Source organism: Natrialba sp. PRR66 (assembly GCF_034808065.1).
GTDB lineage: Archaea > Halobacteriota > Halobacteria > Halobacteriales > Natrialbaceae > Natrialba > Natrialba aegyptia.
Genome location: NZ_JAXHGN010000002.1, coordinates 451,312 through 475,003 on the forward strand (window position 1 = coordinate 451,312; position 23,692 = coordinate 475,003).

Sequence of the window (23,692 nt, forward strand, 5' to 3'; positions counted from 1 at the left end):
GACTCATACGGACTGCTGTAAGTCATTTCCGGCGCAACCGCAGGACGGGCGCGGTCGCGCCGGTAAATCGTTATAGCAGACCGTCTCACATCAGGTCTCGTCGGATTGCTCCGGAACGGGCGGCGCAACGCGACACCCACACGGCCCCGCAACCGCGTCCGTCGGCCCGATCATCGTCGTCCGAGTGATCGGCTCCCCGCACCGCGGGCACGTTCTGAACTCGTGGTCGGTCTCGCGATCGGGATTTTCATGTGCGTCACCGGGGTGTTCGTGCGTTTCGCCCGGATTCTTGTGTGCGTTACCGGTGTTCTCGTGTGCGTCGGTCCGGGTTTCGGTCGGTTCGGTATCCGGTTCGCCGACTCCGTTGTCGTCACTCCGGGTCATTCCTGACACCTCGTGACTCCGCCGAATTCGGACGGTAGAGACGGCAGTACGCGGACGATTCGACTCGTCAATCGTGCGGGATGTTTATATCCCGTGAGAATGTACGCAAACATGGCTTCAAACCGCACGGGTTGGAAGCCACGCCTTGGGTGCTCTAACACCCGGGGCACTTTCGTACCCCACGTTGTGGCTTCCGTTCTAATTGGTAACTGGTAGTGACTTATATCTATCGCTGACTGTCGGGAAGGATCGCTGCGATCACTCTCCCCGACGGGATAGAACTCGAACCACAATTCCGTAATACAAGAGGGTGTCATAGAACAGTTTTCATCCCCTCTCTCTGTGACTACCCGACAAACGGTAAGTCCAGGGCAAGCAGTTACCGAAGCGGCTATCGATCTATCCGAACTATGCCAAAAGCTACCTGCTGAATATAGAGGTTGTAGGCAGCAGCCGATTAGCGTTTGTTTCCATGCTGATCAAGTGAATGTACCGGTCACGCGAACTGCTCACTGGTTGATAAGCTCAGCCTGTTCGTCAAGTATATCTTTGTGTTCCTCAGTCGCATCTTCGTGAGCATCCACATCGCCTTCGGCACGGTCAGAGAGTTCCTGCAACCTGCCTTCCTTTCCGTATAGGACGACAGTGTCGCCAGGATGTATCTCCGTATCTGATCCTGGGGCACCGATGTAGTCGCCATTTCGCCGAAGGCCGAGCAAGAGCACACCCTCTTCAGCGAGGTTCATTTCGTCGGCGCTATTGTTCGAAAGCCAGTCGTCCTGGTTCACGTCTACTTCAGCGACCTGATACTCGCTTTGGAGTCCGAGCATCCGGGTATAGTCGTTGATCGCCAGGTCTGTCGTCCTCTCGAGAACCCGTTCAATGAGTGGTGTAACGGCTTCATTAAGCAACTGACTCTTCGCGGTGGCAATAATCAGAAGCAAGCCACCAAGAACGTAGACGAGCGTAAGCGAATTTTCGCCACCAGAGTTGATGAACGACAGGAGAAGCGACGTGAGTGCACCCACGACACCGATACTCCCGATGCGAATTAACCATAAGATAGTGGATCGTCTGATGGGTTCGGAAACCGCGAATTCGGCCTCTTCAGTTGTAAAACCGGCCCCAGAGAACGCCGATGCGGCCTGAAATGTGGAGACATCGGGCGACAGTCCGGTCATCCGAAGCGCGACTGAGCCGATCCGGATGACTAGTAGAGAGAGTGCGAAGATGATGAAGACCGAGAAAATTTGGGTTGTTGCAACCATGTGCGTCACTACCATGGTGCTGTAAAAGAGTCCTCGTACGTTTCACAGTGCACTGATAGTACCCTATACTGAGCGACTACCACCTTCTCAAACCGAACTGAATCTTGTGCTGCGTTTGCGCTGTGTATTCAGCACGGATCTGCCAACATCACCAATAGATGATAGAAGTACTAGCGTTCGATTCACAAATGTAGTGAACGGATAGTTCGCTCCAGATTGGGTGAAAAGAACGCCATGCGGATCGTTCTATACCCTCTAATACAATGCTATTCGCTCGACAGAGATTTTTTCATACTGATAAATAAAGTACTTATATTTTCTCCTGTATGTGATTGTTATGGTTACTCGCCGGTCCTTGCTCGCCTCGACGACAGCCCTCGCCAGCGCAACCGTCGCCGGCTGTTCGGCCGTCCTCGGTGAAGAAACCGATCACCACTACGTGGATATGCTCAACGGAAGCGAGGAATCCCACGCCTTTGCGGTCACCATAACCGACGACGCCGGTGAGACGCTCTTCGATCGGACATACGATCTTCCAGCCCGGAACGGCGACGAAAACAGGGTCATCGACGGTTCCCCTGCGTCGGTTGCCGTCGCCGTTGACGACGATGAACCCGTGCAATTCCCGTGGGCTCCCCGAGAGGGTCGTCATGCTAATTCAGAAGAGTGCTCCCAGGGAACGTCTGCAAGTCTGAGCATCTACTATGATCCACAGTCGGGCGACGGAGTAACCCCGATCTACGGGTGCGAAACCGCTCAAGATCAGTAGTTCGTCATTAGTACGAGTACGAGCACAAGCACTGTTCGGATGAGACAAGAGTCACCCCGAACTAGCGCACCGAACTCGGATACTACGTCCGGGCGATTCTGCCGAAAATCAATTTTTGTCGTCGATTCCGCACACCGAGCGCACTACTCGAAGACCGCCGAGTTCTCCTCGAGTTCGTCGAGATCGGCGAGGAGTTCTTCGATGTCCTCGGGGAACAGCGAGACCTGAATCTCGTTGCCGTCGGCGTCGTCGAAGACGAGTTTGACGCGCTTGTCGCCGAACTCGCGGGCCTCGGCGGATTCGACGTCGAACAGTTTGATCGTGGCTTCCTTGTTGTTGGGGCCGACGTTCTTGATCGCGCCGTCGTTGAGCTCTACCATGAAGTCCTCGAGCGTCAGTGAGAGCATACCCTCCGTACGGGGGCCGGATAAAAAACGCCACGGCATTGCGGTCGCCCAGTGAACTCGTCCCAGTCTGTTCATCTCGCGGGATAAAACGCGGTCAGCCCCGTGCAATCGTGGGACACAAACCGGAACCGAGGCCGCCCCAAAATGGGGCCACCACGGACAGTTCCCGCCGGATCGGTTCCGGATGCCGGATCGCATCGGCCCACTTCGAGTCGTGATCCGCACCGTGCGGAGCACTCCGAGGGCCGAACCGCATGCAGGGTGTGTCAGCGTGCGTGCGGCCGGTTATAATTTCGATCGGTGACGAATAAATACTGGTGATTGTTCACAGCATCGAACCGCGGCCCGGCACCGGGCCACAATTCGTTCGGGCATCCGTCGCCTTCGGGCACTCGCTCGCACCCGTTTCGGCGACCACTCGACGCCGGCGGGCCCTGCCCCACCCAACTTTAAGTCGCTCACGACGAACCAACCGAATGCTATGGAACTCATCTGGCACGGTCACTCGACCTGGCACGTCACCGTCGGTGAGACCGATCTGTTGATCGATCCGTTCTTCGACAACCCGAAGACCGATCTTGAGCCGTCGGACATCGACACACCCGACTACGTGCTTCTCACCCACGGCCACGCCGACCACATCGCCCACGCCGGCGAGTTCAGCGAGGCGACGCTCGTCGCGACACCTGAACTCGTCTCCTACTGCGAGGACGAGTTCGGCTTCGAGGACGCGGTCGGCGGGATGGGAATGAACCTCGGGGGCACCGTCGAGTGCGGCGACGCGTTCGTGACGATGGTCCGTGCCGATCACACGAACGGGATCATGACCGAAAATGATGCGAGCGGCGGGATGCCGGCCGGATTCGTTATTTCGGATACGAAGCCGACGCAGGTCTCGGATGAAGAATCGACGACGTTCTACCACGCCGGCGACACCTCGCTCATGACCGAGATGCGCGAGGTCATCGGCCCCTATCTCGAACCGGACGCCGCCGCCGTACCGATCGGCGATCACTTCACGATGGGGCCGTGGCAGGCCGCCGTCGCCGTCGACTGGCTCGATGTCGACCACGCCTTCCCGCAGCACTACGATACCTTCCCGCCGATCGAACAGGACACGGACGACTTCGAGCGCGAAGTCCGGGCGACGGGCAGCGACGCGGACGTTCACGCGCTCGAGGCCGGCGAGCCGTTCGAACTCGAGGGGTAACCGCGTTCTTCTTTCTTCGCGCTCCTTTTGTCACGCTATCGAACGCTACTGCGTACGAGAACAACGTTTACAGCACCAGCTGTGGATGGCACGAGTGCTATGTCGAAACAGGCGACGACGATCTCCGAAGAGGGCTACAGCGCGACGAATGAGGTCCGCGAGTTCGAGACGACGATCGATTCGAACGGCGAGGAGGCTCCCGATACGCTCGAATCGCTGCTCGCGGCTTACGGGTCCTGTTACGTCCCCGCACTGCGAGTCGGCGGCCAACAGCGCGGGGTCGAAGACCTGGGCCGGATCGAGATCGATTCGGAGGGCGAACTCAACGACGACGACAAACTCGAATCGATTACGTTCGATATTCGCGTCGAGGCCGAGGTCGACGACGAGACGGGCGAGGAGATCATCGAGCGCGCGTTCGAACTCTGCAAGGTTCATGACGCCCTGAAAGAGAGCCTGCACGCGGACGCGAGTCTCGAGGGTGACGCGTTCTGAGCACGGATCGACTTGTGAGCCGAGTCTGTCCTTGTCGATCGGCGGGTCCGAAGTGAACGGTGGGAACTGGCCGCCAGTCGTCACCCGTCGTTGCTCGTTGCACGGCGTTTCGGGCACCGATACTCGAATTCGCAGCCCGCGTGACTTCCCCAAATACCCATGTCACTGGATCTCATTGGGTGGCCCGTGAAACGAGTGGTGGTAGTGATCGCCGTGGCTACGATCGTCACGCTCGCAGGCTGTGGCGGTGGCTTCGGTCTCGGCGACACCGACCAAGAGCAGGACGACGGCGAGCGCGATTCGGACACCGCTCCGACGGCCGTCGAGGGTGAACTCGAGATTCATCACATCGATGTCGGGCAGGGGGATTCGACGTTACTGGTCACCCCCGAAAACGAGACCGTGCTGATCGATACGGGCGACTGGCCGGCGGACGGTCAGGACGTTATCGATTACCTCGATGAGCGCGGAATCGACCGTATCGACCACCTCGTCGCGACGCACGCCCATTCCGACCATATCGGCGGTCACGCGGGCGTCATCGAACACCTCGAGGAAAACGGTGACGGCGTCGGCGCGGCCTACGACTCCGGAGTCGCTCACACGAGCGCGACGTATGATAACTATCTCGACGCGATCGAGGAATACGATGTCGACCTGTTCGAGGTCGTCGAAGGCGACACGCTCCCGCTCGAAAACGGGACGACCGAGATAACCGTGTTGAACCCGCCGGCGGGTGACTCTGGTGACGATCTCGACCGAAATGCGGTCGTCCTCGCCGTCGAGTTCGGCGAGTTCAGCTATCTGACGACCGGCGATATCGGGGAGGCGACGGAAGCGCGGTTGGTCGACGCACACGGTGGTGCTCTCGACGCCGACGTTTACCAGGCGGGCCATCACGGATCGTCGACCTCCTCGACCGATCCGTTCCTCGACGCCGTCAACCCCGACACGGCGATCGTCTCGAGCGCGCTCGACTCGCAGTACGGGCACCCGCACGACGAGGTGCTCGAAGCCTTCGCCGACCGGGGTATCGAAACCTACTGGACGGGCGTCCACGACTCGGTCGTACTCAGGACCGACGGCGAGAAGCAGTCGGTCACGCCGGAGACGGAAGCCTCGACTGATCCGTTGGTGTTGCTCGATCGGAAGCACGAGGCGAACGAGCAGGCGGCCCTCGAACGCCGGCCTGATGCGGCCTCGACGCGAGTTCAGTCCGCCGCGGCGGGACCCGGTGCGATCGGGTCGACCGCGGCCGGGTTCCAGCCGACACCGCCGATTGATAGGCTCTCGGTTCCTACGTCACACCAGCCATGAACTCTCGAGCGACCTACACCGCCGTCCTTGACCGACTCGTCGACGGCGAAACGGCCGTCCTGCTGCTCGAAGACGGCGGCGATCCCGTCGCCGAAGTCACGCTTCCCGTCGACCGGATTCCAGCGGCCGGTCGGCACGAGGGGGCCGTTTTCGAGGCGACCGTCGACGAGGGGACCGTCGACGAGACAACTGCAGACGAGCGGAGCGACGGTGAGACGGCCGATGACGGGACGATCGACGACAAGACGGCTGATGACGAGACGACCGACGACGAAACGACCACTGAGGTGAACTCGGTAGTCGATCTCGAATACCGCGAGGACGAGGAGGACGTTCGACGCGAGCAGACACAGGATCGGTTCGATCGGCTGTCGGAGCGCCTTTCGGAGGAGTGACTCCGTGCAGAGAGGCGGATGCTGAATTAATGAGAGTGACAGAACCGGCGCGCTACGAGGCTGTGGGCATCGGTTACGGCTGCCGAAAACCGGGTAGGGGTAGAGTTGGTGTGGTGGGTGGTGGGTGCCGGGTGCCGGGTATGCGGGAGTCGTGAATCCACTTGGCCCGTAACGGGAGGGCAGGGATCTCACAGCAGCGGAGCGCTGGCAGTGGGGGGCCAGTTCGTCCGCTGTATTTCATACATCTCGTGCCGCCATCTTAGCCGTGATGCCAAACTACATTGGAGCGGATACCGTCACCAAGACACACATTCAAGACCGTTCGCGAGACACCCCCGCATATGTTACGCTCGTTCAACGGGACGGCCCCGCGCGTTGCTGACTCGGCCTACGTCGATGACACCGCGGTCGTCATCGGCGATGTCGTCATCGAAGCCGACGCGAGCGTCTGGCCGAACACCACGCTTCGCGGCGATCACGGCACGATCGTCGTCGGCGAACGCGCGAACGTGCAGGATAACGCCGTCCTTCACGAGGAAGCCGAACTCGAACCCGCCGTCACGGTCGGCCACAGCGCGATCGTCCACGACGCCACCGTCGCCGAGGGCGCACTGATCGGCATGAATGCGGTCGTTCTCGACGACGCACACGTCGGCGAGGGAGCTGTCGTTGCCGCCGGTAGCGTCGTCACCGAAGGAACCGACGTTCCCCCAGCCACGCTCGTCGCCGGAACGCCCGCCGAACCGAAGGGCGAGGTCGACGATCCTGAACTCGAGGCCACGGCGACCCACTACGCAACGCTCGCGACGCAGTATGCCGACACCGCCGAGCGAATCGACTGAACACCCTCGAAATCGGAGGGAAACGCTGATACAACTACCGTCCGAACCCTCGCGCATGAGCAATACGTCCTGGACCGACCGCATCGTCGGCGAGCGGATGGCCGTCGATCAGGAATTCTCCTCGCAGATCGCGAGTTCACGATTCTCGAATCAGCAGTGGAGTCTGATCATGACCGCGACGGAGTTCGAGATCGAACACCCCGACGACCCAGACCGGGCGCAGATCGTCGCAGATACGGACAAGATCGAACAGATCATTCCCGAACTCGAAAACGTCCAGTCGGGGATGGGGGCGATGGCTGGAGCGGGTGGCTCCGGTGCCGGCGGTAGCGGCGGTTCGAGTTCCGGGGGACTCGTCGACTCGATCAAGGGCGCACTCGGGATGGGCGGCGGAGGCGCGAACGATCACGCCGAGAAACGCGAGGCGGCCGAACGGCTGACCCAGGCCTACGCCGACGAGTTGCAGTCCCACCTCGAATCGAAGGGGCGCTGGGAGTCCGTTCGTGAGGCCGCTGTCGTAACGAGCGAGGACGATACCGAAACGAATAGCTAACGGCCCGTTCACTGCTCGGTCAGTCGTTTTTCTGATCCCGTCGCCGTTCCACCGCCCGTCCGGACGTGCACCGTCCGCCGATACCGTCGCGCCCGAACACGCATACGGACATACGGACTGCTGTCAGCCGTTCCGGCGCAACCGCTAACCGCCAGCGGTTACGTCGGGAAATCGGTACAGCGGACCGTTTCAGTCGCCCGCGTGGAACAGCGTATACTCGCTCGTCTCGTAGATGTTGATGAGTTCCATGATCAACTCGTCGTTCGACTCGTCCTCGATGCGCAGTTCGTCCAACCGTTCGATCGTTTCCTCGTCGAGTTCAACCTGTGGCATATGTCCACGCACGGCATCAGCGGGCAAAAACATCGCGGGCTACTGGATGAACGTTCGGCAAACGCACCAGAATCCCACAGCACCTTTACGGACGCTCCTCGACGTATGAGTATGGCAGAGACAACCGACGTGGAGACGACGACCATCTCGATCAGCGCCGACGACGACACCACGGACGAGGTCACAGTCCCCACCGGACTCCTCGATCTCGTCGCGGAGGGCGACCAGACCGCAGCCGAAACGGTCGGCGACGTAACGCTGCTCTCGTTCGCCAGCCGTGCCCACCACATCGTCCACCACGGCGAGGAAACTGATCCCGAACTCGACGCCCAGGAAGAACGCATCATGGAACTCTTCGAGGAGCGCTTCGGCGTGACCTTCGGGGAGGCGACCGGCCACCAGCACTAACTCGGCTCGATTTCGTCGCGTTTCGAACCGTCGTGAGGTAACATTACCGGTAGCTAGGTCTCCGTCTCGTTCGGAGCAGCACCGTTCGTCTCCTGTTGAGCACCGGGTTCGACCGATTCGGAATCGGGAGTGGCCGTGTCGGCTATCGCGTTATCTTCCGTCGTGTCGTCTCCCGGTGACGCTTCAGCAGCCGACTCGTCGGCGGACTCCGTCTCAGTTCCGTTCGTCGGCGGCGATCCATCGGGAGCGTCCTCGGTGGTCGACTCGTCCGGCGACGCTCCGGCGGGTGATCCGTCGTCGCCGTTCTCCGTCGGGGCCTCTTCGATCGGCTCGTCAGCCGGCGACTCGTCGGCCGGGACCGCAATGCCTTCGATCGTTACCGATGCCTGTTCGTCCGCCGTCGTGACGGTGTGCGTCGACTCACCCTCCGGAATCGTCGACGAGAACGTCAGTACCGTCGTTTCACCCGGCTCGAGTTCAGTTTCGTCCTCGGCGATCGTCGTCCCGTCGACGCTGTAGGTAACCGGCTGGCTACCCGGTTGCTCACCCGTGTTCGTGATCGTCGCGGCGACGGTCACGTCCTGCCCGGCGACGAAGGACGAGGGTGCCGAGAGATCGACGATACTGAACTCGGCGGGATCGGCCGGCTCCGCGACGGTGACGGTCGTCTCGGCGGTTTCGTTCTCGGTCGCGACCGTCGCCACGTACTCGCCGGGCTCGAGTTCACTCGTCTCCGCACTCAGCGAGACCGTTTCGGTGGCGGTGGGTTCGAGCTCGACGTTCGTCGAATCGACGACGGTGCCGTCGAGCGCGAGTTCCACGTCCTGCTCGCCGGCTTCGTCCCTGACGTTTTCGATCAGCGCGTCGACCTCGAGCGAATCGCCCTGTTCGACCGGCGAGTTCGTCTCGCTGATTTCGACCGCGAACGCGGCGGGGTCGGACGGCTCCTCGATCGTCACCGTCGTCTCTGCGGTCTCGTTCTCGGTTGCGACCGTCGCCGTGTACTCGCCGGGCTCGATCTCGGATGTCTCCGCACTCAGCGAGACCGTTTCAGAGCTATTGGCATCGAGTTCGAGAGCGGTTGCATTGACGACGGTACCGTCGAGAGCGAATTCCACGTCCTGCTCGCCGGTTTCGCCGCCGACGTTCTCGACGAGCGCCTCGACCTCGAGCGGGTCGCCCTGCTCGACCGGCGAGTTCGTCTCGGTGATCTCGACCGCGAACGCGGCGGGGTCAGTCTCCCCGAGGATCTCTCCTGCCGTCGGCGTCTCGGCGATCAGCGGCTCCTCGTACCCGAAGTGAGCAAGGTTGAACTGCCAGACCAGCCGTTCGTCCTCGTCCGCGGGCGTCCACTCGACGGTGAACTCGTCCTCGCCGGGCTCGAGCGCGTCGATCGGTTCCTCGTCGGTCGTCCCGTCGATGAACTCGCTGATTCCCGGCAGCGCGACGTCGTTCGGGTTCTCGGAACCGAACGTCACATCGATGACGGGCGCATCCGGATCGTCGTCGACGACGGTCGTCTCCTCGACGGTGATTGCGGGCTCCGCCGGCCGAACCTCCTCGTTGCACGCCTGCGCCTGCGGATTCGGATGGTCGATGCCGGCGAACGGAATCGCCTCCGGCGAGCTGATGCCGGAGATATAGGTGCCGAAGGTGCCGTACTCGGGCACGCCGACGGTGACGGTCTCGCCGTCGAACTCGTCTTCCGCGCCGACCTCAAAGACGATCGTTCCCGTGAACGGCGCTTCGGTGTCCTCGCCGATCCTGACGAAGTCCTCGATGATCGTGTTCCCGAACCCGCCGGCGGCGTAAAAGCCCGTGCTCGCGGCGATCCGCTCGCCCTCCTCGAACGTCCCCGTCACCTCGGCCCGCGTGCAGTTCGTGAACTCGACCTGGAACGACTCGTCGACCGTGTACTCGAGCAGTTCCGTTTCCAGCGTCCGATTCTCCTCGACGGCGACGAGCGACACCTCGAGCAGCGAACTCGATGCGAGCGGCGTCTCGAGGTCGATCGTTTCGTTCTCGATCGCCTCGCCGGCGTCGAACGGCCCCGCCTCCGCGAGTTGCGTCCCGTTCTCGTCGGCGACCGTCAGCGCGTAGTCGACCGACGCGTTGGCCGTCTCGATCGTCAGCGACTCGCCGTCGCCGGTCTGGTCGCTAACAGACAGGACGGCCTCGGGATCGATCGGCTCGTCGATCGTGAACTCGATTGTCTCGTTCGCGAGCGCCTCATCGTCGTCCGCCGCTCGAACCGAGACCGCGATGGGGCTATCCTCCGTGATCGGCGGCTCGAGTTCGAGTTCGAACGCCGAGACGGCGTCGCCCGCATCGATGGTGTCGCTGTCGACGCGCTCGCCGTTGTAGGTGGCGCTCACCAGATAGTCGACGGAGGCGTTCGCCTCGTCGACGAGCAGCGTCTCGCCGTCGCCGGTTTGGTCGCTCACCGAGAGGGACGCCTCGCGCTCGTCGGGAACGTCGGAGTCATCGACGGTAACGAACGCCGTATCGAGTACTGGCGCGCCGCCCTCGGTGACGTACGGCTCGTCGTCGCCGCCGGCTCGTTCGACGTAGCGGAACGTCTCGTCGCCGGTCGTATCATGGTGGACGGCCGCGGTGAGCGCCTGATCGGCCTCGAGCGGTTCCTCGAGTTCGATTGCGACGTTTTCGTGGTCACCGGGCTCGAGATATGATGAGACGCCGATCACGTCGTCGGGGTCGAGAGCCGCGGTCGTATCGTTGTAGATCGCGACGAAGCCGCCCTCCGAGAGGGACACCGCATCGATTTCGACGGTCTCGCCCGTCGTGTTCTGGTTCGAGAACGAGATCGCGGTGTTGCCCTCGAGTTCGTCGATCTCCTCGATACGCTGGGTGACCTCGATCTCAACGTACTGGACGAGCCGAGTCTCGTCGTCGATCCCTTGCTGGACGGCGTAACTCGTCGTCTCGGCTGCGGTTTCGGCGGTCAGCGTCTGAAGTTGCGTGAGGGAGATCCGCTGGGACTGGATCGCCCGTGCCGTCTCCTGGCTCGCGCTCGTGGCCGCCACCTGTAGCTGGGTGACGGTCGCCTCCTGGTATTGGGTCAGTGCTCCCTGCGCACTCCCCGCGGCGAGGCGCTGGACCTGCGTAACGGTGACGACCTGCGTCTGAATCACGGCCCCCTCGCCGGCACCGCGGGCGACGGCCTGAATTTGCTCGATCTCGACGACCTGGTACTGGATCGCCGACTCGACCGCCCCCTTCGACGCACCCGTCGCGGCGGCCTGGATCTGCGTGATCGACACCTCCTGGTGCTGGACGAGCACGCCCTGCGCACCGCCGTCAGCCGCCGCCTGAATCTGCTCGACGGTGGCCTCCTGCGACTGGGTGATCGCCCCCGTCGCCGCGCCGTGTGCGGCCTCTTCGATCTTCGCCGTCGACAGCCGCTGGACCTGCTCGACGCGGACCGACTGCACCTGCTTGATCGCACCCGCACCCGCACCCCGCGCTGCGGATTGGGTCTGCTCGACCGAGACAGTCTGTTGCTGGACGAGCGCGCCCGCAGCCGCCCCCTTCGCCGCCGTCTGGATCTCCTTGATCGTCGACTGCTGGCGCTGGTCGGCCTCGATCTGCTGGTCTTGCTCGAGCGCCGTCTCCGTGCTCCCCTCGAGCGTCCCCGCCGCAGCGCCCGCTGCCGCGTGCTGTGCGTGCTCGACCGGTATCGTCTGTCGCTGTTCGGCGGTGAGTCGCTGGTACTGTGCCAGCGCTCCATAGGCAGCCCCCCGTGCCGCCTCCTGAACCGTCGGCTGGTCGTCCACCTCGTGCTCGCCGGCCGAACTCGCGGCACCCGTCGCGGCTCCGTACGTTGCGACCTGGAGCTGTTCGACCGTCACGCGCTGTCCCTGGGCGATCGCCCCGTGTGTCGCGCCCCAGGTCGCACTCTGCAACTGACTCGCAGTCGCCGTCTGGTGCTGTGCGAGCGCGCCGTCCGTCGCCCCGGCAATGGCGGCCTGAATCTGCGTCGCGTTCACTCGCTGTTCCTGCATCAGCGTCCCATGTACCGCACCCGTTGTCGCCGCCTGTACCTGCTGTGCGTCGGCTTCCTGGTGCTGTGCGGCGGTTGCGTTGGCAGCGTCCATCGCAACCACGCGCTGGTCCTGTGTCACCTCGACGCCCTGGGCCTGTACGAGTTCAATCCCGCGATCGACACCCTCCTCGACGGCGGTTTCGAGCTCCTGAGTGAGGATGGCCTGGTCCGGTTGCGGGTGCGTTCCATCGGCGGTGACGCCGTCACGATCCGTCGCCGTCGAATCGACCGTCGCAAGCGGTGTCGGCGACGATTCCGCGCCGCCTCCGTCGCTAGCAACGCCGGGTGTCGAAGCGGAGGGCGAAGACGCGGGTGCGTCGCCGAACCCGGTGTTCGGCTCGTCGCTCCCGACGCCGGGACGGTCAGTTCCGAGCAGCGCGACTGCGGCCATGCTCGTGATCAGCAGACCCGCGACCGCGACGACTGTGACTGTTCGTGTGCGCGCCCGCGTCATCGCCGACCACCGCGACGCCGGCCGCCATCACTGTCGCATCCGCCATCCCGCCGTGACCGCTGCGAGTACCTGTCTCTCGAACGCGAACGCCGACAGGATACGCCCCGTCTCGCGCCTCGATCAGAGTACCGGTATCGCCGTCCCGCCGTGCGATTCTCCCGAGCCAAATGCCATGCAGTACCACCCCACATCGTTTTCCATCACCCGACCGAATCCGCGCATAAGCCCGCCGGTCGTTTCAGCAGCCGCGTTGACACAATCGCTTGTTACGCTATGGCAGAGACAAGCGAGATGCGACTCGCCGGCGGACAACGCGAGTTCAGCGGCGACTGGCAGCACTACGCAGCGACGGTGACGGTAACGGACTGCGACAGGAAGCGACCGCTTTCGAACCCGCGCTGTCTCGAAGCGGGCGAGAATGAGGCTATGAGTGGGTGTAAACCGGCTTCCGCTCCCGCCGATCGTCGCGGTCGGTCCCACCTCGAAAACCGAAGTTTTGATCACGGTTTACGAACGAGGCGGGGGCATGGAAACAGATCAGCGTGATGTTGAACTCGTCGGCGACGCCGTCGTGCATCGATTCGCTCGCGCGGCGTTGCTCGCGGCGCTTCTCGGTGCGGTTGCACCGGTTGCGATTCCGCTGCCGTTCTCGCCGGTTCCGATCACGCTGCAAGTTCTGTTCGTCTTCCTCGCCGGACTCGTTCTCGGACCGGTCTGGAGTGCGTTTTCAATGGTCCTCTATCTTACCGCCGGTGCCGTCGGAGTACCTGTCTTTGCCGGGTTTAACGCAGGCCTCGGCGTTCTGTTTGGCCAGAGCGGCGGCTACCTCTGGTCGTACCCGTTCGCGGCGGCGCTTATCGGGCTCTTCGTTCATCGCGGAACCGACCTTCGAGACCCGGCGAACGTCTCGCTGCCTGTCGTCGTCACCGCACTCGTTGCCGCAACGATTCTCATCTACGGGATGGGATCGGCGTACATGAGTCTGATACTGGAACTGAACGCCTGGGAGGCGATTACCGTCGGAGCACTGCCGTTCATCCCCGGTGAAATCGTAAAGATCGCCGCCGCGATCGCCATCGTCAGAAGCGGCCGCCTCTCGCCGACCCGAGTTCGATGATCGAGTTCAGATCCGTCACGTACGGCTTCGACGACGTGCCGGTCCTCGAGGACCTGTCGCTGACGATCGAAAACGGAGAGTTCGTCGTTCTCGTCGGCCCGAACGGCAGCGGGAAGACGACCCTGCTGCGCCACTGTAACGGACTGCTCACGCCCGACAGCGGCACCGTGCTGGTCGACGGCACGCCGGTCGAAGCGGACCTGATCGCCGCACGCTCGACCGTCGGCATGGTCTTTCAGCACCCGCGCGACCAGTTCGTCGCCGCGACCGTCGGCGCGGACGTGGCGTTCGGCCCGGAGAACCTTGGACTCGATCGCCCGGCAATCGACAGCCGCGTCACGGCCGCCCTCGAGGCGGTGAACATGGCCGACCGAGAGGACGACCGCATCGAAACCCTCTCGGGCGGCGAGCAGGCCCGCGTCGCCATCGCGGGCGCGCTCGCGATGAAACCATCGTACCTCGTCCTCGACGAACCCTTCACCGGACTCGATACGCCCGCCCGCCGCTCCGTTCGCTCGCGACTCGAATCGCTCTCCGACCGCGGGACAGGCGTTCTGCTGGCGACCCACGACCTGCGCGAGATTCGTGACCTCACAGACCGCGTGATCGGTATGCAGGACGGCCAGATCATCATCGACAAGCCACCCGAACAGGCACTCGACGACTGTGCTGAACTCGCGATCCTGTGATCCGTCACGTCCGTCCAGAGTATGCTCACCTACGTTCCCGACGATACGCTCGCCCACCGGCTCGATCCGCGGTCGAAGCTCGCCGTCCAGCTCGGATTCGCCGCGGCCGCACTGACACATACCGGTCCGCGTGCAACCCTCGTACTCACCGGGCTCGCGATCGGAATGCTGGCCGCTGCCGGCGTCTCACCGATCCGGGCGGTCATCGCCGCTCGCTACGCGCTCGTCATCCTGTCGCTGGCACCGCTGCTCGCTGCCGTTACGCTCGGTCCGCCATGGATCGATATCGACGCCGGACTCACCACCGCTCTCGCGAGCTATCGAGTGTTGCTCGTGCTCCTCGTCAGCACGGCTGCCGTCCGCTCGACGCGCGTCCGCGACTCTCGGGCTGCCATCCAGCGGACGATCCCCGGCCGTCCGGGCCACCTTCTCGGTATCGGCGTCGCGCTTCTCTTTCGATTCCTTCCCGTTCTTCGGGCGGACATCCAGACGATTCGAGACGCCATGGCCGCCCGACTCGGCACTCGGCGACGTGCCCACGAACGAGCCGAGATGATCGCACTGCTCGGACTCTCGCGCGCGTTCGATCGGGCCGACCGCCTCTCGCTCGCTCTTCGAGCGCGCTGTTTCGCCTGGGACCCAACGCTGCCCCCACTCTCGTTCTCTCGACTCGACGTACCCGCATTACTACTCGCGACGACACTGTTGTGCTCGACGCTACTGACAACGATTCCGTTGTAAGACGACCAGAAGGGGGAGCGGCGAGCGCACGGCGAAGTTCGCCGCGCTCGCAGGCCGCAAACCCAGCCGCGTGCTTGCTCACTGGATGGGGGGGATGGATTGACAAGCGGATGGGGGGATGCCTCCAGACGAACTCGCCTGGATGGGCATTCGATTATTATTGGTGATTACTAATAACTGTTTGGCAGACGGGCGTCTGACGATCCCGGGCCAGTGTCGAACGAATTGATTGGTCGGCTTGTGAATAGGACCGGATCTTTGTTTCCCGATATCTCTCCTGAACTCTTCAGCGCCGATTATGAACTCGACGCCTAAAAATCGGTTCTAAGTGCCCATCTAGCGGATATAGGACAGCAGAATAAGCGACAGAGACAGTAAGGGCTAGTGGTGTATTATACTCACAGACCAGTCACTGAGAAAGATTGTAAACAAGAAAGATTATTACAGATCCTCTAAAATTCCTGGCTACCTCTACCCGGAGGCTGAGTGAACGGCTGTGTTGAATCACTAGACGGCGTCGGGGAAGGTCAGTAAACCAAAGGAGTTGAAGCAGGGAGACTTCGGTGTCCATGACGAAAATCTCCCGCTTCACCGAGCGTTGTGTCTCGATTGCTCAAAGTGTTACGGGTGAACGAGGCGAATCCGCCGCCCCAAGCGGTGGCGGCGGATTCGCCGACTATGCCCTTGTTTCGCTGCATTGTCTCCGGATTTACCTCGACACATCCTATTGAATGACGATCGATCTGCTGAAGGAAATGCCGCAAATAACAGGGGAGATCGGCCTTGATACGGCCGATCTCCCCGCACCATCCACGCTGTGTAAGGCGTTTGATCGGATCGAAATGAGTGTCTGTCGAGTGCTGCTGCGCCAGTCGGCGCAGCTGCACGATCTCTCTAAGCACGCTGCGATCGATGCAACGTCTATGAACGAGATCGTGCTAGCCGCCATTACTGCCACCGAACGAATTATCGGGTTCAGGCGCTCAAAGTGACAAAACTCGTCGATACAGCGACGCAAGCTGTGTTCGACCTTCACTGCTCGACGACGTTAGAAGGCAGTGACGCTGACCTCTGTGAGCAGATCGCCCGTCGGAACGCGGGCGATCTGCGGTCTCTGGCCGCTGACAAGGGCTCTGACAAGCAACAACTCCGCGAACTCGACATTCGCCCGCTAATCAAACATCGGATCTTCGCACCATACGATCACGCTCACAATGCCCGCATTGACGAAGATCGGTACGCTCAGCGATCAATGACTGAAACCGTCAACTCAACCGTCAAGCGCTCGCACGGCGTAGCCGAGCGAGCGCGAACCTGGTTTCGAGAGTTCCGTGAAATTACGCTGATGTGTGTCGTCTACAACATCAACCGTGCCATCAAACAGTGAAACCCAACGCAGTATGGCGATTCAACAGAGCCCAGCACTCGAAGTGCGGGTCGAACGGACAAAACGGCCGTCCGAACGGAGAACTCTTGAACTATAGCACCAGAAGCAGCCACAACCATCAGGATAACAATACGATCTCAATACGTAGGTCAGTCCTCGGCCAGCTCGAGATCGACGAGCCGCTGCTCAGAAGTTGATTGGAAAAGCGCGCGGAGGCTGAAAACACTCAGTCCCTACCCGGGTGCCCCGGCCTCCAGCGCGCCAAGACAACACATTCCGCGATGGATGTGTGTGGGCGTCGATCGCCCGCATCTATGAGTTCTAACTGGCAACTCAAATATATTTCGATTAGTGAAAGTCAGAACTAGAAGACTTATTACGCATTATCCAAAATCCACCTGTTACCCCTATCCGGGAGCATATTCCAGATCTCCAATCGGCACGATCACGTTGGTCGTGGCGATCGGGCCGCTGGGATGGCTGCCTGGTCACACAACGAACACAATAACATGACAAAGGAAACCACTTTCAGCGAGAAGGGACGTGCGCTGTTCCTGACCGCAATGATGGTACTCTCCGTTGTCGCCATGACTGCATCCTTCGCGGGTGCAGCCGCGGCGACTAACGCCGGAGACTCTTCCGACGTGAATGCTGGAGAAACGACATTTGACCACGAGGATGCCCTCTGGCAAGGCCAGACGGGGTTCGTCGTAGACGGCGAGACAGTTGGTGACGACGGCACCAACGCCGTCACCTTCGACGACACGAACACTATCGAGCTCGAAGACGACGATGGGAACTGGCTCCGTGACCTTGACATCGAGCAGGGTGACGACAACCCATCAGAGATTAATGCGACCTACGTCTCCGTTGACACGGACAACCTCGAAACCGGTACGTACAACGTCACCGGATTCGACGGCGACGCGTACGTCAGCTTCGACATCCGTACGCACAGTGTCACTGGCGAGTTCGACGACGGGACGGTGACCAACGTCGCAAACTCCTCGAGCTCGGACACGACGCTCGAGATCGACTCGGCTCGGGGAGACCTGCAGACGAACGTGAGCGCGAGCGGTCTCGACGCTGACGATCTCGCAACCATCTTCACGGAGTACGACTCCGCGAATGAACTTCAAGACAACGAGCTAGAGAACGTTCCGTACATCGACACTGACGATGATTATATTGTTCTCGACGGTCGTGACGAGTTCCCCGCTGACTTCGGCGGCATTGACGCTGGTGACTACGAGTTCTCGATCGACGCCAGTGACACGACCGCCGAAGACACGGCGAACATCACTGTCACTGACGAGGAGATCTCCGCAGAGTTCGTCAACTCCGACGTTAACGTCGGCCAGGGCGACCTCGCTGAGATCCCGATCGAACTCGAGAACACCAACGATGCGTACCTGAAGGTTGGTGACATGGACAACAGCGGCTTCGAGTCGCTCGTCCACATCGAGGACAACTCTGACGACGGCTACGACCAGATCACCCTCAACTACAACACCTTCATCACCGGCCAGGGCGATGAGGCCGAAGCCTGGTCCGCTGAAGAAGAAGACGTTGAGGTCACGCCACTGAACGTCGAGGGCAACCTCAGTGAACCGCTCGCAGGGACTGAGTACGAACTCTCGCTCGGTACGGACGTCAACAGCGACAATGACGATATCCAGAGTGAAACGGGTACGGCCTTCCTCAACGTCGAGGACTACGAGGGCCCATCCGACATCACGACCTACACCGTTCCTGAAGACGACCTCGGTAGCCTGAACGACCTTGACGATCTCAACGAGACGGTTGTCACTGAGACCAGCGAGTTCGCACACCAGGACGGCGTCATCGTCGCCATCGAAGGCTACGGCCTCTCCGGCGCACTCGATGACGGTAACCTTGCAGACAGTATCAGTCTCCAGATCGAAGAAGAGGACATCCCGAACCAGGAGCCCAACCCGACGGACCTCTCTGAGTACGGTGACTTCCTCAATAGTGGAGACGACAACGAGTACGACGGTACGCTCTACTACAAGCTCAACCTCGCAGACTCGGAGCTCTACGATGAGGATGACCTCAGCGCTGGCTTCGATGTCACTGCACAGGCAAATGACAGTGCGTTCTTCCTCGAAGAGGACGAAGAAATCGACCTCGAGCACACGATCTCGATCGACGAGCGCTCGGTTGAGTGGGACGACTCCGCAGAGAGTGCACCTGCAATCGACGGCGCTGAACTGACTGGTGAAACCAACGTCGCACCTGGTACCGAACTGCGAACCCAGGCCCGCTCGGTTGGTAACTTCACGCACTCGCCCGACGCTGTTGTCGAAGAAGACGGTACCTTCACGGCAACCTACGACTTCGGCGACTACGAACCAGGAACTGAGTTCACGCTCCGCGTCATGGACCCAGCCAGCGACGCTGAACACGAGATCACGTCTGAACTCTACGACGCTGAAGAAGCAAACATCGAACTGAGCACCGACGCACCGAGTGAGGTTACTGTCGGTGAAGACGGAACGCTCGATGTGACCGTCAGCAACACTGGCGGCTCGGCCTCTGACGAGATCGAGATCGGCGTCGTGATCGGCGGCGAAAACACGCTCAACGAGAACATCACGCTCGACGCTGGTGAAGAATGGAGCAACAGCTTCGACTTCACCTCCGAAGAGACTGGTGACGTTGAGTGGAGCGTTGTGGCCGGTGACAACGAAGAAACTGGCACCACCACCTTCGTCGAAGAAGGCTCGGATGACGAATCCGACTCCGGTAGCGACTCCGGCTCCGATTCCGGTAGTGACTCCGGCTCGGACGACGGTGACTCCGGCTCCGACGATAGTGGCGGTGACGACTCCGACGGCGACGATGACGGAACGCCCGGCTTCGGTGTCGCTGTTGCCCTCGCCGCACTCCTCGGTGCTGCCATGCTGGCTCTGCGCAAGCAGAACTAAGCAGTAGCTAACTACCGGACGCAGTCCGGCCCTTGACGCACTTCGATTTTTCTTTCGAGCACTACACGAACCAGCGACAGCTGTAGCGCTCGCGAACAGAACTGAAAAGAGAATTAGACTTTTCCTCGTTCCGTGACGTACGATACCTGTTAAATAATCTGCAATACTCAAGCAGTATTTCACAAATGGTGGCGGTTCAGAGAAAGCATATCCGTTATTGTCAACCATGGACACCTATGGGGAAGTTCCCTACTATTCTGCTCTTTAGATAGCTCTATGTCGTCAATGGACCTTCACTGGATTTCAGAGGTCGTGTTTGGCTGTGTTGTGTTCGGAGGAGTAGACCGATATACTCACACCCATCGCTAGCACTAGGTGTTGCTATGACCGAAGTCTACGATCTTCTCACAACTGGACCTCAAACACAAGTCGACGTTAGCCGACTCAATTTCGAGGAGCGCCAAGACCTCTGCCGTATCGCGGTCACTCGCACAAGCAATGTTTCAAACATCGGTGAGTCCAGCGACTTTTCTACGATCTACTATCTTGATGGTGACGAACGTCAGGCAGCAGCGGTCTTCGTTGATGAAAACCGCGAACTCTTAGCAGATGTTGACTTCTCGAAAAAGAACATTCTCCAGACGAGCATGCCTGGGTCGGTATATGATTGGATTCTCCACGCACTTGGGAAGCGTGAACTGGAGAAATACGAAACAGTCGTCCTGGAGGAACGTCCAGACGAAACACGGTGGGTGATCGATCGCCAAAAGTACGACGAGTCCCCGAACCGACGCTACACAGTACGGGAACAGCATAGCGCGCGCAAATAACATATCTCTCACGGAGTTATACGACGAGTTTGAAGATGAGATCGTTCAATCGGCACTCACAAACCATAGCGTGGTCATGGGCGATACACGATACATTCTTGAGTATTTCCGTGTTTCTGACAGCTTTGAGTGTCGTCCTGCCACGATTGATGGTGAAATGGCACTCCGCAAAGACGGTACAAGTGATGGCACCTGTCAAGACGGGTGACGACTGATCAATATGAAAGCACGGGCGAGAAGAGGAACAGCACTCAGTCCCTACCCGGGTGCTGTCCTCCCCGCCTCGCGACTTCTACAAGACAACGGTCACATTCTGCGTAGATATGCAGCCTGTGATGTGGGTAACCCCACAGAATATCTTCAGCTACAGATTCACTAATATGTTGCGCCGCGTGGAAGTGAGAGCTATTGAGATTCCATTCCAAAATGAATCTATTGCTTTCTGTAACCCCCTGTCACACTAGAAGACTTATTACACAGTGTCTAAAATCGACCAGATACCCCTACACCGGGAGTCCATCTCAGGCCTCCAACATGTGGTCGTACCGACCGCGTGGTGGCCGCTGTGGTGGTCCGCCCCCGAATCGACATACAAACAAAAAACAGACAACACATGACACAAAACGAAATTTCAGTTCGCGAGAAGGGACGTGCGCTGTTCCTGACCGCAATGATGGTTCTCTCTGTCGTCGCCATGACTGCATCCTTCGCGGGTGCGGCAGCGGCGTACAACGTTGGAGACTCATCCGACGTTAACAGTGGAGAAGCGGAAATTAACAGCGGAGACGCTGTTTGGCAAGGACAGACCGCAATTATCACGGAATCGTCTCAGTCAGACGATAGTGGCGCAGTCTCTTTCGACGATGCCACTGTCGAACTTGAAGACGATAATGGTGACTGGCTTCGTGACCTCGACGTTGAAGATGGAGAGGTTGAGGTCAACACGGACAACCTCGAAACGGGTACGTACAACGTCACTGTCAATAACGCCGGAACGGCTGGCGATGACTACATCGTTACGTTCGAACTTCGTACGCACGGTGTCACTGGCGAGTTCGCTGACTCGACGGTGACTAACGTCGAAGGGTCCTCGAGTGCCATGACGGAACTCGAGATTGACTCGGACCGTGGTGACGTTCAGACGAACGTGAGTGCAAGTGGTCTCGATGCTGACGACCTCGCAAGCATCTTCTCTGACTACGACTCCGCGTCCGAACTGGAGGACGCGAACCCTGACAACAACATCGTCTACATCGATACTGACGATGACGAGATTGTTCTCGACGGCCGTGAGGCGTTCGAGGCTAACTTTAGCAACATCGAGGCTGGCGACTACGAGTTCTCGATCGAAACCAGTGACACGACCGCTGAAGACACGGCGAACATCACTGTCACTGACGAAGAGATCGCTGCAGACCTTGTCGAGTCTGACATTAATGTCGAACAGGGTGATCTCGCTGAAATCCCTGTTGAGCTCGAAAACACCAACGAAGCGTATCTGAAAGTTGGCGACGTGGACAGCAGCGGATTCGAGTCGCTCGTCCACATCGAGGACACGTCTGACGACGGTCTCGATCAGATTACCCTCAACTACAACACCTTCATCGCCGGCCAGGGCGACGAAGACGCGGCCTGGTCTGCTGAAGAAGATGACGTTGAGGTCACGTCTGAAAACGTTGAGGGCGAACTCAGCGAACCGCTTGCAGCTACCGAATACGAACTCTCGATCGGTACGGGCATCAACAGCGACGGAGACGATATCCAGAGTGAAACGGACACTGCGTTCCTCAACGTTGGAGAGTACGATGGTCCGTCTGATGTCACGACCCACACCGTGCCTGAAGACGACCTCGGTAGCCTGAGCGATCTTGACGACCTCAACGAAACGACGGTCACCGAGACCAACGAGTTCGCACACCAAGACGGCGTCATTGTCGCCATTGAGGACTACGGTCTCTCTGGCGCTCTTGATGATGGCGAGCTGGCAGACAGCATCAGTATCCAGATCGAAGAAGAGGACGTTCCGAACCAGGAACCCAACCCGACAGACCTCACCGAGTACGGTGAGTTCCTCAACAGTGGAGACGATGCTGAGTACGACGGCACACTGTACTTCGCACTCGACCTCGCGAACTCGGACCTCTACGATGAGAGCGACCTCGATGCTGGCTTCGACGTGACCGTCGAGGCTGACGACAGCGCGTTCTTCCTTGAAGAGGACGAAGAAATCGACCTCGAGCACACGATTTCGATCAGCGAGCGCTCGGTCGAGTGGGACGACTCCGCAGAGAGTGCACCCGCAATCGACGGCGCTGAACTGAGCGGTGAGACCAACGTCGCACCTGGTACCGAACTGAACACCCAGGCTCGCTCGGTTGGTAACTTCACGCAGTCGCCAGAGGCTGTTGTCGAAGAGGACGGCACCTTCACGGCAACCTACAACTTCGGTGACTACGAACCAGGAACTGAGTTCACGCTCCGCGTCATGGACCCTGCCAGCGACGCTGAACACGAAATCGACTCCGAACTCGTCGATGCTGAGGAACCAAACATCGAACTGGACACCGACGCTCCGAGTGAGGTTACTGTCGGTGAAAACGGGACGCTCGACGTGACCGTCAGCAACACTGGCGGCTCGGCCTCTGACGAGATCGAGGTCGGCGTTGTGATCGGCGGCGAAAACACGTTCAACGATAACATCACGCTCGACGCCGGTGAAGAATGGAGCAACAGCTTCGACTTCACCGCCGAAGAAGCCGGTGACGTTGAGTGGAGTGTTACTGCCGGTGACAACGAAGAAACTGGCACCACCACCTTCGCTGAGGAAGGCTCGGACGACGGTAACGAATCCGATTCCGGTAGCGACACCGGCTCGGACGACGAGTCCGACTCCGGTAGCGACTCCGGCTCGGACGACGGTGACTCCGGCTCGGACGATGGTGGCGAAGACGACGGCTCCGATGACGGAACGCCCGGCTTCGGTGTCGCTGTTGCCCTCGCCGCACTCCTCGGCGCTGCCATGCTGGCTCTGCGCAAGCAGAACTAAGCAGTAGCTAACTACCGGACGCAGTCCGGCCCTTGA

Annotated in this window: 19 protein-coding genes and 1 pseudogene; 15 read left to right on the forward strand and 5 right to left on the reverse strand. The window is 60.4% G+C overall.

Going from position 1 to position 23,692, the window contains the following annotated elements; genetic code table 11:
- Positions 1-90: 90 nt before the first annotated feature.
- Both SM755_RS08370 and SM755_RS08375 read right to left on the reverse strand, forming a co-directional pair.
- Positions 91-384 carry a hypothetical protein gene (locus SM755_RS08370; RefSeq protein WP_323172263.1) on the reverse strand — a complete coding sequence of 98 codons (294 nt, stop codon included), beginning with the start codon at positions 382-384 and terminating at the stop codon, positions 91-93.
- A 509-nt stretch (positions 385-893) separates the two neighbouring features.
- Positions 894-1,652, reverse strand: coding sequence for a TrkA C-terminal domain-containing protein (locus SM755_RS08375; RefSeq protein WP_049903699.1), 759 nt, complete (start codon positions 1,650-1,652; stop codon positions 894-896).
- A 337-nt stretch (positions 1,653-1,989) separates the two neighbouring features.
- Here SM755_RS08375 and SM755_RS08380 point away from each other — a divergent pair, with 337 nt between their 5' ends.
- Positions 1,990-2,421 carry a hypothetical protein gene (locus SM755_RS08380; protein WP_323172264.1) on the forward strand — a complete coding sequence of 144 codons (432 nt, stop codon included), beginning with the start codon at positions 1,990-1,992 and terminating at the stop codon, positions 2,419-2,421.
- A gap of 143 nt (positions 2,422-2,564) precedes the next feature.
- Here the strand turns inward: SM755_RS08380 and SM755_RS08385 are convergent, their stop codons facing one another.
- Entirely contained in the window at positions 2,565-2,828 is a 264-nt protein-coding gene (locus tag SM755_RS08385; protein ID WP_006665928.1) for a hypothetical protein, read from the reverse strand.
- A gap of 481 nt (positions 2,829-3,309) precedes the next feature.
- On the opposite strand from SM755_RS08385, the gene SM755_RS08390 reads away from it, so the two are divergent.
- From SM755_RS08390 to SM755_RS08415, 6 genes are all read left to right on the forward strand, one after another.
- Entirely contained in the window at positions 3,310-4,038 is a 729-nt protein-coding gene (locus tag SM755_RS08390; RefSeq protein ID WP_323172265.1) for a metal-dependent hydrolase, read from the forward strand.
- Between the two features lie 99 nt (positions 4,039-4,137).
- A complete protein-coding gene (locus SM755_RS08395; protein ID WP_006665930.1) occupies positions 4,138-4,533 on the forward strand; it encodes an OsmC family protein in 396 nt (131 codons plus the stop codon).
- Between the two features lie 159 nt (positions 4,534-4,692).
- Complete coding sequence (locus SM755_RS08400) at positions 4,693-5,850, forward strand: ComEC/Rec2 family competence protein (protein WP_323172266.1); 1,158 nt, start codon at positions 4,693-4,695, stop codon at positions 5,848-5,850.
- The gene (locus tag SM755_RS08405) at positions 5,847-6,245 is read left to right on the forward strand and encodes a DUF3006 domain-containing protein (protein ID WP_323172267.1); all 399 of its coding nucleotides are present in this window, start codon (positions 5,847-5,849) and stop codon (positions 6,243-6,245) included. The genes SM755_RS08400 and SM755_RS08405 overlap by 4 nt, the downstream gene beginning before the upstream one ends.
- 341 nt (positions 6,246-6,586) lie before the next feature.
- Positions 6,587-7,087 carry a gamma carbonic anhydrase family protein gene (locus tag SM755_RS08410; protein ID WP_323172268.1) on the forward strand — a complete coding sequence of 167 codons (501 nt, stop codon included), beginning with the start codon at positions 6,587-6,589 and terminating at the stop codon, positions 7,085-7,087.
- Between the two features lie 55 nt (positions 7,088-7,142).
- Complete coding sequence (locus SM755_RS08415; protein WP_323172269.1) at positions 7,143-7,640, forward strand: DUF5799 family protein; 498 nt, start codon at positions 7,143-7,145, stop codon at positions 7,638-7,640.
- Positions 7,641-7,829: 189 nt separating this feature from the next.
- Here the strand turns inward: SM755_RS08415 and SM755_RS08420 are convergent, their stop codons facing one another.
- The gene (locus tag SM755_RS08420; protein WP_006826216.1) at positions 7,830-7,973 is read right to left on the reverse strand and encodes a hypothetical protein; all 144 of its coding nucleotides are present in this window, start codon (positions 7,971-7,973) and stop codon (positions 7,830-7,832) included.
- Between the two features lie 111 nt (positions 7,974-8,084).
- Between SM755_RS08420 and SM755_RS08425 the strand changes: the two genes are divergently transcribed.
- Entirely contained in the window at positions 8,085-8,381 is a 297-nt protein-coding gene (locus tag SM755_RS08425; RefSeq protein ID WP_323172270.1) for a hypothetical protein, read from the forward strand.
- 53 nt (positions 8,382-8,434) lie between these two features.
- Here the strand turns inward: SM755_RS08425 and SM755_RS08430 are convergent, their stop codons facing one another.
- Positions 8,435-12,898 (reverse strand): CARDB domain-containing protein, encoded by a 4,464-nt coding sequence (locus SM755_RS08430; protein ID WP_323172271.1) that lies wholly within the window; start codon positions 12,896-12,898, stop codon positions 8,435-8,437.
- 526 nt (positions 12,899-13,424) lie between these two features.
- Here SM755_RS08430 and SM755_RS08435 point away from each other — a divergent pair.
- From SM755_RS08435 to SM755_RS08465, 7 genes and pseudogenes are all read left to right on the forward strand, one after another.
- Entirely contained in the window at positions 13,425-14,015 is a 591-nt protein-coding gene (locus SM755_RS08435; protein WP_323172272.1) for a biotin transporter BioY, read from the forward strand.
- On the forward strand, positions 14,012-14,704 hold the full coding sequence (locus SM755_RS08440) for an ABC transporter ATP-binding protein (protein ID WP_323172273.1): 693 nt from the start codon (positions 14,012-14,014) through the stop codon (positions 14,702-14,704). The genes SM755_RS08435 and SM755_RS08440 overlap by 4 nt, the downstream gene beginning before the upstream one ends.
- Before the next feature lie 21 nt (positions 14,705-14,725).
- Positions 14,726-15,445, forward strand: a complete 720-nt coding sequence (locus SM755_RS08445) for an energy-coupling factor transporter transmembrane component T (protein ID WP_323172274.1) — start codon at positions 14,726-14,728, stop codon at positions 15,443-15,445.
- A 569-nt stretch (positions 15,446-16,014) separates the two neighbouring features.
- Positions 16,015-16,832: pseudogene (locus tag SM755_RS08450) on the forward strand (IS5 family transposase).
- A 509-nt stretch (positions 16,833-17,341) separates the two neighbouring features.
- On the forward strand, positions 17,342-19,780 hold the full coding sequence (locus tag SM755_RS08455; protein ID WP_323172275.1) for a BGTF surface domain-containing protein: 2,439 nt from the start codon (positions 17,342-17,344) through the stop codon (positions 19,778-19,780).
- Positions 19,781-20,163: 383 nt separating this feature from the next.
- Entirely contained in the window at positions 20,164-20,610 is a 447-nt protein-coding gene (locus SM755_RS08460) for a hypothetical protein (protein ID WP_323172276.1), read from the forward strand.
- A gap of 613 nt (positions 20,611-21,223) precedes the next feature.
- Complete coding sequence (locus tag SM755_RS08465) at positions 21,224-23,656, forward strand: BGTF surface domain-containing protein (RefSeq protein WP_323172277.1); 2,433 nt, start codon at positions 21,224-21,226, stop codon at positions 23,654-23,656.
- The last annotated feature ends 36 nt before the right edge of the window (positions 23,657-23,692 follow it).